Below are 12,823 nucleotides of genomic sequence, written 5' to 3' on the forward strand. Positions count from 1 at the left end.
CCGCACGGTCGTTACGGACCATCCGACGAACTCTCCCGCTTCTTCAAAGCGGGAACCGTCCGCTACCTGTTGCCAGAACGACTGAACAACCTCAGAAACCAAACGATTCGAGAACTTCACCACGGCAATCGACACCCTTCAATAATCAGGTGTTGCGATCACCGCATGATTCGAAGGGCTCAGAACAACCACAACTGCCAGCCAGTTGGGCGAATATCTGCAAGAGCTCTTTCACATATCGGTGGGCGCTACTAGTCTGCTGAGGGTGCACAATGAAGCAACCCGCCCTGCAGCCCTCCCGGAATCGCAGCACGAAACGTCCGCCATGAACCCACCCACCGTCATCCGCGCGCACAACCTCACCAAGACCTATGGTGAGCTCACCGCCGTGGATAACATCTCCTTCGAGGTCCCGGCGGGGGAGTCCTTCGGACTGCTCGGTCCCAACGGCGCTGGAAAGTCCACCACCATGAAAATGATCGGGGGTGTCTCCCAGCGCACCTCCGGGACCCTCGACATCATGGGCCTGGATCCCGAATCCCACGGTCCGGAAGTGCGGGCGCACCTGGGCGTGGTTCCGCAGCAGGACAACCTCGACGAAGAGTTGAAGGTCCGCGAAAACCTGATCGTTTACGGCCGGTACTTCGGGTTGCCGCTGAGCTACCTCAAGCCCAAAGCCGACGAGCTCCTGGAATTCGCGCAGCTCACGGACAAGGCGAACTCCAAAGTGGATGCCCTGTCCGGCGGCATGAAGCGCCGCCTCACCATTGCCCGCTCGCTCATTAACGAACCCCGCATCCTGCTGCTGGATGAACCCACCACCGGCTTGGATCCGCAGGCCCGCCACATCCTCTGGGACCGCTTGTTCCGGCTCAAGGAAAGCGGTGTCACCCTCATCCTCACAACCCACTACATGGACGAAGCCGAGCAATTGTGCGACCGGCTGATCGTGGTGGACAAGGGCCGGATCATGGCGGAGGGTTCGCCGGCCAACCTGATCCGCGAGCATTCCTCCCGCGAAGTACTGGAGCTGAGGTTCGGCTCCGAGCGGAACGCGACCATCGGCGTCGAGCTTGAAGGGATCGGCGAGCGGCTCGAAACGCTGCCCGACCGTGTGCTCATCTACGCCGACGATGGCGAAGCCGCTCTGGAGCAGGTCTCCGCCCGCGGCCTGCGGCCCTTGACCTCGCTGGTGCGCCGGTCCTCCCTGGAGGACGTGTTCCTGCGGCTCACGGGCAGGAGCCTCGTTGACTGAGGATGAGCTCACGACGGCGGCGCGACCGTTGCGCGCCCACTCACCTGCCGTCTCGGCCGCGAGGGCAAGGAGATGGGGTTCGTTCTTCTACGCCGAGCAAGTGCTCCGCGTCATGCGCAACTACGGCTGGTCCGTGGTCCTTTACAGCGTGGGGCAGCCGGTGGCGTACCTGTTCGCCATGGGGGTTGGCCTGGCCAGCCTGGTGGATGCCAACAGCGAATCGGTCTTCGGCGGGGTCAGCTACCTGGAATTCGTGGCTCCAGCGCTGCTCGTGTCGGCCGCGGTGATGACGGCCTCGGGGGAGTTTTCCTACCCGATCACGGACGGCTTCAAGTGGCGGCGGGTGTTCTACGGTCCGCACGCCTCGCCACTGATCCCGCAGCAGATCGCCACGGGCCACATCATGGCCAGCAGTCTGAGGTTCCTGCTGCAATCGGTGGTGTATTTCGCCGTGGTGGCCCTGTTCGGTGCCTCGCCCGGTCCGTGGGGTTGGGTCTCGGCGATCGTGGCGACGGTGGCGGCACTGTCCTTTGGCTTGCCACTCATGGCCTATGCCTCGAGCATCACGCAGGACAAGGGACAGTTCGCCTTGGTGCAGCGCTTCATCGTGATGCCGCTGTTCCTCTTCTCCGGCACGTTCTTTCCCCTGGACACGCTGCCGCTGGCCGTCCGGTGGATCGGCTGGATCTCCCCGGTTTGGCATGGGACGGAATTGGGCAGGGTGTTCACGTACGGCATGGACGAGAATCCGTTGCTGACGCTCACGCACGTGCTGTACCTCCTGGCCACCGCGGCCGTAGGATTTGTGCTGGTCCGCCGGCAGTTCGTGAAAAGGATGGGCTCATGAGTGTCCTGACCGGCGGCCACAGCGCCACCGACGTGGCCCGCGAACGGAAGTTCGGCCCCCTGTACTCCCGCAACGCCAAGGCCGTAGTAGCCCGGGGACTGATGGCGGCGAAGTCCAGCACATGGCTGGTGCTGTTGTCCGGCTTCTTCGAGCCGGTGTTGTTCCTGCTGGCCATGGGCGTGGGAATGGGCTCCATCGTGGGCACGGTCCAAGGCCCCGGCGGCGAGGAGATCAGCTATGCAGCGTATATCGCGCCGGCACTCCTTGCGGTCTCGGCCATGAACGGCGCCATCTACGACTCCACGTGGAACGTCTTCTTCAAGATGAACTTCGCCAAGCTCTACCAGGGCATGCTGTACACGTCCCTGGGGCCACTGGACGTTGCCATCGGTGAGATCTTCCTGGCCTTGCTCAGGGGCCTGCTGTATGCCACCGGATTCACGGCAGTCATGGGTGTCATGGGTTTGCTGACCACATGGTGGGCCATCCTGGTGATTCCGGCCTCGGTACTCATCGCCTTCGGTTTTGCGAGCTTCGGCATGGGCATCACCAGCTTCATGAAGACGTTCCAGCAAATGGACTGGATCAACTTCTTCCTGTTGCCCATGTTCCTGTTCAGTGCCACGTTCTACCCGCTCAGTGTTTACCCGCAGCCCATCCAGTGGTTCATCCAGGCAATGCCGTTGTGGCATGGCGTGGAGTTGCTGCGGCAAATCAGCGTTGGCGTCTTTACCCCTGCCACGGCCATCCACGTGGGCTACTACCTGGTGATGATCGTGCTGGGCATCATGTTGACCACGGGAAGGCTGCGCCGGCTGTTCCTCAAGTGACTGTTCGCCGTGCGTGGAAGCCGGTCCGGGCACCTGCGGGCGTTTGAGACAATGGATCCATGCAATCTCTCGGTGACCCGCACCCTTCCACGTCCACTTCCGCCCGCGGCCCCCTCAAGGGCTTCCGCATCGGCGGCCTGGGGATGACTGTCGTCATCATCGCCTTCCTGGTCGCCGTGATCTTCGCGGCCAACCAGAACGACGTCGTGGGCTGGGTCGTTGCTGTTGTCTCCTTCGGCTGGCTCGCGCTCGCAGCGTTCGTCGTCTTGAGCATCCAGCGGGCCGCAAAGCGGGCCGGGGCCAAGCTGACCGAAGCGCAAAATGCCTTTGCCGCGGCAACCGGCCGCGCGCCGTCGTCGTCCTCCGCGGACCATGGCGGCACCCGGGTGGTGGCCGAACGCAGCCAGGCGGACGAGGTTCGGGACCTCAAACTGGACCACTCCTTCAAGATCGTCCAGGTCCAGGTCCGGGTGGTGGAAGACGAGCGCGCCAAGGGTGCCGATGCCAACCAGGACACCATCAACCGTGCCCTCGAAACCATCGCCATCACGTCCACCAACGCACGGGACATGATCAAGTCCTCGGGTGACTCCGACGAGCCCGTGGCCGGAACCATCATCGACTAGAGTAGAGCGGGTGAGTACGGCATTGAAGAAGGATTTCCTTCGCATCGCATCGGTCAACGTCAACGGCCTGAGGGCTGCCTACAAGAAGGGCATGGCGGAATGGCTGGAGCCGCGCGAAGTCGACATCCTCTGCCTTCAGGAAGTCCGTGCACCTGACGAGATCGTCAACTCGCTGATCGGTGAGGGCTGGCACATCCTCCACTCCGAGGCGGAAGCCAAGGGCCGTGCCGGCGTAGCCATCGCTTCACGCCAGGAGCCCACCGCCACGCGGGTCGGCAACGGAGACGAATACTTCGATACTTCCGGACGCTGGGTCGAAGCCGACTTCGCCCTGCGGAACTCCTCAGGTGAGGCAACCACACTGACCGCCGTCAGCGCCTATGTGCACTCCGGCGAGGCTGGAACGCCCAAGCAGGATGACAAGTACCGTTTCCTGGACGCCATGACCACCCGCTTGCCTGAACTGGCCAAGCACAGCGATCACGCACTGGTGGTGGGCGACCTCAACGTGGGTCACACCGAACTCGACATCAAGAACTGGAAGGGCAACGTCAAGCGTGCCGGCTTCCTCCCGGAGGAGCGTGCCTACTTCGACCGCTTCTTCGGCGAAGAGATCGGATGGAGGGATGTCCACAGGGGCCTGGCAGGAAATGTCGCCGGCCCCTACACCTGGTGGTCCCAGCGCGGCAAAGCCTTTGACACTGACACTGGCTGGCGCATCGACTACCACCTGGCTACTCCCGCACTCGCTGCCGCGGCTTTCTCGGCAGTAGTGGACCGGGCGCCTTCGTGGGACACCCGCTTCTCCGACCATGCACCGGTGGTTGTTGACTACCGGCTCTAAAGCTTGACGAAAGTATCTACCCCATGACTACAGCTGAAACTGACGCAGCCGTTCTTCCCGCCGCCAACCCCGTGACCTCCACCAAGCTTGCTGCCGGGGCCAAGCACCGCGTGCTCTCCGGCATGCAGCCTTCGGCCGACTCCCTGCATCTGGGCAACTACCTTGGTGCCCTGGTCAACTGGGTCCGCATGCAGGACGAGTACGATGCCGTCTTCTTCATCCCGGACCTGCACGCCATCACGGTCCCGCAGGACCCGGCCGAACTCGCACGCCGCACCCGTGTCACCGCAGCGCAATACATTGCCGGTGGGGTTGACGTGGAGAAGTGCACACTGTTCGTCCAGTCCCAGGTTCCCGAACACGCGCAGCTCGCTTGGGTCCTGAACTGCATCACCGGCATGGGCGAAGCCGGCCGCATGACCCAGTTCAAGGACAAGGCCCAGAAGCAGGGCTCGGACCACGCCAGCGTGGGCTTGTTCACCTACCCCATCCTGCAGGCTGCGGACATCCTGCTCTACCAACCGCACGGCGTACCGGTAGGCGAAGACCAGCGCCAGCACGTGGAGCTTAGCCGGGACCTCGCCAACCGCTTCAACAGCCGGTTCGGTGAGACGTTCCAGGTGCCCGAGGCCTTCATCCAGAAGGAATCGGCCAAGATCTACGATCTCCAGAACCCCACGGCCAAGATGTCCAAGTCAGCGGAATCCCCGGCGGGCCTCATCAACCTGCTCGACGACCCCAAGACCGTGGCCAAGCGCATCAAGTCGGCCGTGACGGACACCGAGACCGAAATCCGCTACGACCGGGAGAACAAGCCCGGCGTTTCCAACCTGCTGACCATCTACTCGGCCATCAGCGGTACCCCGGTGGAGAAGATCGTGGCCGACTACCAGGGCAAGATGTACGGCCACCTCAAGGTGGACCTTGCCGAGCTCGTCTCAGGTCACTTGGCCCCCATCCGGGAGCGCGCCAACGAACTCCTGGCCGACCCCGCCGAGTTGGACCGCCTCCTGGCCGTTGGCGCGGACAAGGCCCGCGAGATTGCCGCCGCCACCCTCGCCGACGTCTACTCCAAGGTTGGGTTCCTGCCCTACCGCGGTGCAGAGCAGGGAGTCCGCTAAATCCATGTGCGCCGCTGGTCAGCTCAACGTCCAGGCCGACTCCCACCCGGGTGCCGGTCCGGACGATTCGCCCCAGCCCACTGTCACCGGCACCGGCTGCGGTGCCGGTGACGCCATGTGCGTTGGCGTGATCCTCGGATTCCCGCCGGACATCGCACAGGAACTGCAGGATTGGCGGGCGTCGTTCGGCGACCCCATGGCCGAGGTCATCCCGGCGCACATCACCCTGATCACCACGACGCCCACGCAGGACTGGGAAGCCACCCGGGACCACGTTCGGGCGGTAGCGCAGACCCAGCCGCCGTTCACCATCACCATTTCCGGTACCGGTTCCTTCCGTCCGGTCTCGCCCGTGGTGTTCGTGAACGTGGAGCAAGGCTTCGAGGAATGCGTGCAGCTCCACGAGAAACTGCAGTCCGGTCCCTTGGAGCGATTGCTCCCGTTCCCGTACCATCCGCACGTCACGGTGGCCCACGATGTCGCCCAGGAAAATCTTGACGAGGCCGAAACGGTGCTCAGTGATTACCGGGCTACCTTCCCAGTGGTTAGCATGGGACTTTACGAGCACGACACCAATGGAATTTGGCAGCTACGGGAAGAGCTCGACTTTGGCGGCGACAGTGACGAAGACCAGCAGGCGGAATCCACGTCAACAGGCGGACAGTCCTCCACTGCCAACTGAACTGGCGAAGCTTAAACTCGAACTCCTCCACAAGCGGCAGGACTGGGGCCACAGCAAGCGTGCCGGTGACGGCTTGGCCAAGAGGGCGGGCGCCTTTTTTGCGTTGGCCCTCGCCAAGTTGAATACCAACCGGGCCATGCGTTCGTTCCAGCATTACTCCCGCCAACATGGGCCGCTGTTAAGTGCCGGCATCGGATTCAACATGTTCTTCTCAGTGACCGGCCTTCTTACCACCGGCTTCGCCATTGCGGGCATTGTCCTGGGCGGCAACCCGGTTCTGGAAGACGCCGTGATCCGGAGCGTGGCTTCCGCGGCACCCGGCCTCCTGCAGGTCAACGGCGGGGAAGGCCTGGTGGATCCACAGACGCTCTTGAATCCGTCCGGCCTCGGCTGGACAGCCGCCATCGCCGCCGTCGTCACCGTCTTCACCTCGTTGGGCTGGATCGCGAGCGTCCGGGAAGGCGTGCGCGTGGTCATGCAGGCGGACCCCCTCCAGCGCAGCGCCGTGTTGCAGAAGCTCGTGGACGCCGGAACCTTGCTGCTCCTCGGGGTCATCCTGGTGGTCAGCGCCGGTGCCTCGCTGGTGTTCGGTACTGCTGCGGACTGGATCTTCGGGGTACTCCGTTTGGACGAGTCGATCGCCGGTCCTATCGCCGCCGTCGTCAAGATCGTGGTCCCGCTGCTCTTGAACTGCGCGACGGCGGCAGTGTTGTTCCGCTTGGCCGGCGGGCTGAAGCTGGGGCGCCAGGCGTTCCTGGAAGGGGTTGTCCTGGCCGGCGTCGGGACCACGGTCCTTCAGTTCTTCAGCACTGAACTCCTTGCGCGCGCAGGTAACAATCCGGTCCTGGCTTCCTTCGCGATCATCATCGGGTTGCTCATCTGGTTCAACCTGGTCAGCCAGGTGTACCTCGTCTCGGCAGCATGGTCGGCCATTCGGGAGGCTGACGTGCGGGCGGGGGAGACGCCCCGCAAGAGGTTCCTCGGGGCCCGCCGGGCCACCCCGCAAACCTGACCGGCCCCCTGGAGGCACCATGAACAACCAGTTGTGGATCGCTTGCCTCATCGGTGCTGCGGCGGGGCTCATTGTCGGCCAGCTCGTGTTCAACTCGCCGTTTCTGGGCATTCTCGTCGGCCTGGGTCTCGGGGCGCTCATTGGAGCATCCCTCGGCCCCAAACGCCCCTAGCAACCCCGCGTGGCGTTCGGCTACGGCGCCTTCACTAGGCCCTCCCAAGCCACGGTCCAACCCGGCGGGAACCCGGGGGCGTGGCGTTCGGGTCCGTCGTCCCACCCGGCGGCCATCAACGCCACTGCCGCCAGCAAGCCACCATTGCCGGGGAGATACAACGGCAGGGAATCGGTTTGCCGGTTGTGGCCGTTCGGTAGCACGGTGTTCTTTCCCGCGTCCAGCAGCAGCGCGTCCACCGCGGCTTCCGGGTCCTCCAGGCGCGCTGCCGTCATGGCCATCACCGGGTAGTCCCAGCCCCAGGTGCTGGCCCAATCCCAGTCCGCCAGTACGTCGTGCAGGGTGGCCCGCATGGTGTCCGGATCGATCAACCCGGTCGTGGGCACGAAACCCAGGGCACACAGCATGGACGGGTGGTCGGTGCGGATAGTGAAAGGCTCCACGTCGATCGCGGTATACACCCCATCCGCCACGTGCGGCTTGACCATACCTCCTGCTACGTCCTTCCAAGCGGCAACGGGCTCCAAGCCCAGCCGGTCACGCCAAGCAGATGCGATGCCCAGCGCCCACTGCCAGTAGGCCAGCTCGAACGTGGGGTTGCTGACCCTGCCGCGGATGGAACCGTAACTTTCCTGTGCGGGGACCAACGGCGGTCCGAGTTCGAATCCCCGCTGCGTCGGATGCGCAAAGCCGGCCATGAACGCCGCCGACTCGAACACCATCTCTGCGAATTCTTCCAGCACCTCGTGGCAGGGGTTGGCGCGGTAGGCCAGTTCCGCGAGGTAGATGGGGTGCGGCTGCTGCCAGATCAAAAAGGTGCCGATGGTGCTGGGGCTCTCGCGTCCATCCGGGCCGACCTGCTTGGGCCAACGCACTCCCTCGAAGCCCTGTTGCTTGGCCGTTTGCCGGGACCTCTCCAGCACCGTGGAGTACCAGCGCAACGAGGGCAGCAGCAGTTCCGGGCGGTTCCATTGGGCAAAGTGGGCAGCGTGCCACCAGTGCATTTCCAGGTGGAAGCGGCCGCGCCACGAGTTGCACACCAGCCCCGTTTCCTGCGGCGGCAGCGAGCCGGAGCAGTTGATCGCCGTCAGGTACTGGGAGAGGACAATCCGGCGTTCCAATTCCTTGGCCCGAGGGTCATCGGTGGCGTGGAGTTCGATCGCGCCACCGGAGTTCCACAAATTCGGCCAGTACGCGGCGGACGCTGCCGCGACGTCGCTGCCTGCCGCCGGTTCCAAGGAACGTACGACGCCGGATGCTGGCCCCGTGCCGGGGCTCGCCTCGGTTGCCGCCCGAGTCGGCTCGGGTGCCGGTGCCGCCTGCCCGATTCCGGCGGTGCCGCGCGGGATGCAGTCGCCATCGCCCGCGGAGAGGAAGGCAATGGACAGGTCCAGAATGGAACCCCGGGCGCCGGATTCTACGTGGTCGTCGGCGCCAATACGGAGGGAATGCTGGCCCGTCTGTTCGATCCGGAGGCTCTTTCCGGTAATGACCACCTCGTAACGCGAGTCATCCAGTTCCCGGTGCACCACCCAGCCCGTCTTCCCGGCGAGTGTCGGGGTGGGCTGCTCCAGGGTGGTCGTGTGCGCGTCCGGCCTGCTCCAATCAGCGGCGTCGTGCCAGGCCTCGGATCCGTACGGGAAGTCCAAGCCGACAACCAGGCGGGGCCCCATTCCCGGCGAGCCCAACGCAGCCGACTCCACGCGCAAGCCGAGCTGGTCGCGGTCCGGGTGGCACGCCGTCGTGACCGTCACGGGGTGGCCCGCCACGGTGAAGCGGCTGGTCACAATTCCGGACCAGAGGTCCAGTGTTTGTTCGGTTCCGGTGATGTCGGCCGGTTCGAGGGCGCGTTCCTTCCCGCCTTCCACCCACCGGAAGCCGATCCTGCCCAGGTCCAGGCGGTGCGCGTTGGCGCGGAGCCACGTTTCTGCCCGGGAAGTTCCGGTTTCCCGGTAATCCACGATCTCTCCCACCATGTCCACGTAGGGCACGGGCCCACGGGGTGAATCGTAGAGGACAGTGGACCCCGACAAGTCGTAGGAAGCTTCCGGCGGGACGGAGTGCCAGCCCCATTGTGCCTGGGTGCCCAGCAGTGTTCCGGGCGGGAGCTCGTCCCGGGCCCCCACGGGGTAGGAGCCGGGAAATGTCTGCAGGCCAGTGAGGTCCATGGTGAAGGCGAATTCGCCATTGCCCACTGAGACGGGGCTCCGTGGGTCCAGTTCCTTCTGCGTCACGTTGTGGCGCCTGACCAGCGACTCGCGGTCGATGCCGGCTCGGGCAGGCTCCAGCACAACGGTGTCCTCAAGCTCACGCAGGGGGAAGAAGGCCGCACGTTCGTTGGGACTCTGGTTGGGCTGGTGCAGGGTCAGGAACAGGCTTCCGTCGAGGGTCCGGGCGATCATGCCGTGGCCGCCGTCCTTGCTCCACAGGGCTTCAGGCTCCTGGATCCAAGGACCCAGCACGGTGCCGGATTGGCTGCGGGCGATGCCCATGGAATAGCCGTGGTCTCCGAAACTGGACCACAGCATGATGAGTTTGCCGCTGGCCAGCCTATGGAGGAAGGGGCCGTCGGTGACATGGACTGGAGCGCCCGTGTGGGACGGTTTGTCCAAGGGACGTGACCACGGAGCCTCGGAAGCCGTGAACAGGACCGTCGGTTCACCCACAGCGCTGCGCAGGTCCGGGCTGAGGCGCTGGGCGACGATGGCGCCGTCGTCGATCTGCTTCCACTCGTGGCAGAAGACCATCCACGGCTGCCTGTCGGCGTCCAGATGGAGTGTTCCGTCAAGGCATTCCCAATCGGGTGGGGTCACCGGCCCGTTGCTCCACGGTGTGTACGGCCCTTCGGCCTCGTCGCTGGAAAGTATCTGGGTTCCGCGGAAATGACCCGGTGCGGTAAAGGTGGCAAACAGGTAGAAACGCCCCTGGTATTCGTGTACTTCGGGTGCCCAGTACTGTTCGTGGCTCCAGAAACCGGGGTCTGGCCGAAAGGCTGGGATCGGCCCCTCCCACTCATTGAGGTCGCTGCTCCGGTAGCAGTCGAATCCTGTGGCGGGACCCGACCAGATGTTCTTGTCGGTGCTGCCGAAGAGCAGGTATTCACCTGTTGCGGGAAGGGTGAGGACGTAGGGATCGCGGATCTGGATGTCGGTAAGTTTCAGGGTCAAGACGGGGCCTCCGGGAAGCTTCCTAAATAGTTAACGATCAGAACTATTGACGCACATGAGAGCGCTTGATACGTTTCAGGAACCGTTTTCTGAGTCTGAAAGAAGCTTACCCAATGGCGCGTAAATCTCTAGGTAGTATCCGAAAATCGTTGGCATTCATTGCCGCACTGGGCCTGGCCGGCTTGGCCACAGGGTGCTCAGCAGGCAGCAACACCCAGGCCGAAAGCGGTCCGGTGGAGATCAGGTTCTCCTGGTGGGGGAACGCCGGCCGCGCAGAGTTGACCAACAAGGCCATCGCCGAATTCGAGGCAGCCAACCCCAACATCAAGGTCAAGCCGGAATACGGCGACATCGGCGGTTACTTCGACAAGCTCGCCACCCAGGTTGCGGCCAACGATGCCCCGGACGTCATCACCATGGGCGGCGCGTATCCCGCAGAATATGCCAACCGTGGCGCCCTCCTGGACTTGTCCAAGGTCAATGGTTCCCTGGATCTGTCCAAGCTGGACCAGGGAGCCCTGGAGAACGGCCAGGTGAAGGGCACGCAGTACGGCGTGTCAACGGGAGCCAATGCTTTGGCGATCGTCGTGAACCCGGCAGTGTTTCAGGCAGCCGGGGTTTCCCTCCCGGACGACAGCAAGTGGAGCTGGGACGACTTTGCCCGCATCGCCAGTGACATCACGTCCAAGAGTCCCAAGGGAACCTACGGCACCGCAACCGTCCTGACCCACGACTCACTCGATGCCTTCGCCCGCCAGCGAGGACAGTCCCTCTACACCCAGGAAGGACAGCTGGGGCTGGACAAGGGTACGGTCCAGGCCTACTTCGACTATTCGCTCAAGCTGAGTGAATCCGGGGCCGCTCCGAGTGCGTCCGAGACCGTCGAGAAGCTCAATGTCAGCACGGAGCAGACGCTCATGGGCATGGGCAAGGCCGGCATGATGCTCACGTGGAGCAACTCGCTCTCGGCGCTCAGCAAGGCATCCGGTGCCGAACTCAAGCTCCTCAAACTGCCGGGGGAGACGCCCACGCCGGGTATCTGGCTCCAGTCCTCGCAGTTCTACACCATCTCCGCCCGCAGCAAGCACGCGGATGCTGCTGCCAAGCTGGTGAGCTTCCTGGTGAACAATGAGCAGGCAGCCAAGATCATCCAGAGCGACCGGGGCGTGCCCAGCAACTCCGGCATGCGCACGGCCATCCAGGACCTGCTGACTCCGCAGGGCAAGGTTGAGGCGGCCTACATCGACCAGATCGGCAAGATGGACTTCGCGCCCACCTATATCGGCCCCACGGGTTCCACGGCGGTCTCCGAAATCACGGCGCGCATCAACACCGAGGTGCTGTTCAAGCGGCTGAGCCCGGACAAGGCGGCCGAGCAATGGATCAGCGAGAGCAAAGCCGCCATCGGCAAGTAGCCACCCAACTAAGTCGCAGTTAAGCGCGTTTTGGGCGCCCAGAACGCGCTTAACTGCGACCCAGTTGGGAGTCAGCCGGCGTCGCGGACCTCCAGGTACGGGTCAGCCCACGCACCAATAATCCGTGCCACGCGCGCCGCCTGCCCCTTACCTGTGAGCAGGTGTTCGCTGCCTTCGAGCGAAATGAAGCTCCGGGGATGCCGCGCGGTGCGGAAGATTTCGCTGGCATTGTCGATTCCCACTGTATTGTCCGTGGGGGAGTGCATCACCATCAGCGGCTTGTGGAGGGTCCGGATGCAGTCGCGCAGGTCGGCCCGCTCCACGTCTTCGACGAAATGCCGGCGGATCTCCATGGGCCGGCCGCCCAGGTCCACCACGGCGCTCCCATCCCGCAGGATCGCATCGATTTCGGCGTCGAACATGTGCTCCACGTGCTTGGGTTCGAACGGCGCGCCAACGGTCACCACGGCATTGAGTCCGGGAATGTCCCGGGTGGCCGCCAGGACGGCGGCGCCACCGAAGGAGTGGCCCACCAGCAGCGAAATCGCGCGGCCTTGCTCTTTCATGAACGCTGCGGCAAGGATCGTGTCGGCGACCTTGACGCTGAAGGACCCCGCAGACCATTCGCCCTCTGACCCGCCCAGCCCCAGGTTGTCGAAGCGCAGCATGCCGACGCCCTGCTCGGCCAGTCCCTTGCAGATGCGCGAAGCCGCCGGGCTGTCCTTGCCCAGGGTCAGGCCATGCGAGTACACGCCCCAGCCCCGGACGGGACCTTCGGGCACATCGACGATTCCCGCCAAGGCATCGCCGGTGCTTCCCGTGAAGCTGATCTTCTCAGAGCGTGACACGCTG

Annotated in this window: 12 protein-coding genes and 1 pseudogene; 10 read left to right on the forward strand and 3 right to left on the reverse strand. The window is 64.1% G+C overall.

The features are described 5' to 3' along the window. Positions 1–325 precede the first annotated feature (325 nt). From ACIPY3_RS04570 to ACIPY3_RS04610, 9 genes are read left to right on the forward strand one after another with little or no spacing between them, the layout of a single operon-like run. On the forward strand, positions 326–1,255 hold the full coding sequence (locus ACIPY3_RS04570) for an ABC transporter ATP-binding protein (RefSeq protein WP_400331618.1): 930 nt from the start codon (positions 326–328) through the stop codon (positions 1,253–1,255). Beyond that, positions 1,248–2,102, forward strand: coding sequence for an ABC transporter permease (locus ACIPY3_RS04575; RefSeq protein ID WP_400330667.1), 855 nt, complete (start codon positions 1,248–1,250; stop codon positions 2,100–2,102). The genes ACIPY3_RS04570 and ACIPY3_RS04575 overlap by 8 nt, the downstream gene beginning before the upstream one ends. Next, positions 2,099–2,932: an ABC transporter permease gene (locus tag ACIPY3_RS04580; RefSeq protein WP_400330670.1), complete on the forward strand. Its 834-nt coding sequence runs from the start codon at positions 2,099–2,101 to the stop codon at positions 2,930–2,932. Before ACIPY3_RS04575 ends, ACIPY3_RS04580 begins: the two co-directional genes overlap by 4 nt. Before the next feature lie 59 nt (positions 2,933–2,991). Then, the gene (locus ACIPY3_RS04585; protein WP_400330673.1) at positions 2,992–3,558 is read left to right on the forward strand and encodes a hypothetical protein; all 567 of its coding nucleotides are present in this window, start codon (positions 2,992–2,994) and stop codon (positions 3,556–3,558) included. Between the two features lie 10 nt (positions 3,559–3,568). Continuing rightward, positions 3,569–4,402, forward strand: coding sequence for an exodeoxyribonuclease III (locus tag ACIPY3_RS04590; RefSeq protein ID WP_400330676.1), 834 nt, complete (start codon positions 3,569–3,571; stop codon positions 4,400–4,402). Between the two features lie 23 nt (positions 4,403–4,425). Then, positions 4,426–5,523 (forward strand): tryptophan--tRNA ligase, encoded by a 1,098-nt coding sequence (gene trpS, locus ACIPY3_RS04595; RefSeq protein WP_400330679.1) that lies wholly within the window; start codon positions 4,426–4,428, stop codon positions 5,521–5,523. A gap of 4 nt (positions 5,524–5,527) precedes the next feature. Continuing rightward, positions 5,528–6,205: a 2'-5' RNA ligase family protein gene (locus ACIPY3_RS04600; RefSeq protein ID WP_400330682.1), complete on the forward strand. Its 678-nt coding sequence runs from the start codon at positions 5,528–5,530 to the stop codon at positions 6,203–6,205. Further along, complete coding sequence (locus tag ACIPY3_RS04605; RefSeq protein ID WP_400330685.1) at positions 6,132–7,217, forward strand: YihY/virulence factor BrkB family protein; 1,086 nt, start codon at positions 6,132–6,134, stop codon at positions 7,215–7,217. Before ACIPY3_RS04600 ends, ACIPY3_RS04605 begins: the two co-directional genes overlap by 74 nt. Before the next feature lie 19 nt (positions 7,218–7,236). Then, positions 7,237–7,389: a hypothetical protein gene (locus tag ACIPY3_RS04610; RefSeq protein WP_400330688.1), complete on the forward strand. Its 153-nt coding sequence runs from the start codon at positions 7,237–7,239 to the stop codon at positions 7,387–7,389. Between the two features lie 20 nt (positions 7,390–7,409). Here the strand turns inward: ACIPY3_RS04610 and ACIPY3_RS04615 are convergent, their stop codons facing one another. Together ACIPY3_RS04615 and ACIPY3_RS04620 are read right to left on the reverse strand one after the other, a co-directional pair. Continuing rightward, positions 7,410–9,677, reverse strand: coding sequence for a hypothetical protein (locus ACIPY3_RS04615; RefSeq protein WP_400331621.1), 2,268 nt, complete (start codon positions 9,675–9,677; stop codon positions 7,410–7,412). A gap of 69 nt (positions 9,678–9,746) precedes the next feature. Next, positions 9,747–10,556, reverse strand: a pseudogene (locus ACIPY3_RS04620) (glycoside hydrolase family 43 protein); the annotation flags it as partial. A 113-nt stretch (positions 10,557–10,669) separates the two neighbouring features. Between ACIPY3_RS04620 and ACIPY3_RS04625 the strand changes: the two are divergent. Beyond that, positions 10,670–11,971, forward strand: a complete 1,302-nt coding sequence (locus tag ACIPY3_RS04625; protein ID WP_400330691.1) for an ABC transporter substrate-binding protein — start codon at positions 10,670–10,672, stop codon at positions 11,969–11,971. A 71-nt stretch (positions 11,972–12,042) separates the two neighbouring features. Here the strand turns inward: ACIPY3_RS04625 and ACIPY3_RS04630 are convergent, their stop codons facing one another. After that, a complete protein-coding gene (locus ACIPY3_RS04630; RefSeq protein WP_400330694.1) occupies positions 12,043–12,819 on the reverse strand; it encodes an alpha/beta hydrolase family protein in 777 nt (258 codons plus the stop codon). Positions 12,820–12,823 lie beyond the last annotated feature (4 nt).

Origin of the sequence: Paenarthrobacter sp. NPDC089714 (genome assembly GCF_044748905.1) — a bacterium.
In the GTDB taxonomy this organism is placed as follows: domain Bacteria; phylum Actinomycetota; class Actinomycetes; order Actinomycetales; family Micrococcaceae; genus Arthrobacter.

Coding starts and splice junctions, on each gene's coding strand:
- ACIPY3_RS04570 (WP_400331618.1), top strand. CDS start 326: ATGAACCCACCCACCGTCATCCGCGCGCACAACCTCACCAAGACCTAT.
- ACIPY3_RS04580 (WP_400330670.1), top strand. CDS start 2,099: ATGAGTGTCCTGACCGGCGGCCACAGCGCCACCGACGTGGCCCGCGAA.
- ACIPY3_RS04585 (WP_400330673.1), top strand. CDS start 2,992: ATGCAATCTCTCGGTGACCCGCACCCTTCCACGTCCACTTCCGCCCGC.
- trpS (WP_400330679.1), top strand. CDS start 4,426: ATGACTACAGCTGAAACTGACGCAGCCGTTCTTCCCGCCGCCAACCCC.
- ACIPY3_RS04600 (WP_400330682.1), top strand. CDS start 5,528: ATGTGCGCCGCTGGTCAGCTCAACGTCCAGGCCGACTCCCACCCGGGT.
- ACIPY3_RS04610 (WP_400330688.1), top strand. CDS start 7,237: ATGAACAACCAGTTGTGGATCGCTTGCCTCATCGGTGCTGCGGCGGGG.
- ACIPY3_RS04625 (WP_400330691.1), top strand. CDS start 10,670: ATGGCGCGTAAATCTCTAGGTAGTATCCGAAAATCGTTGGCATTCATT.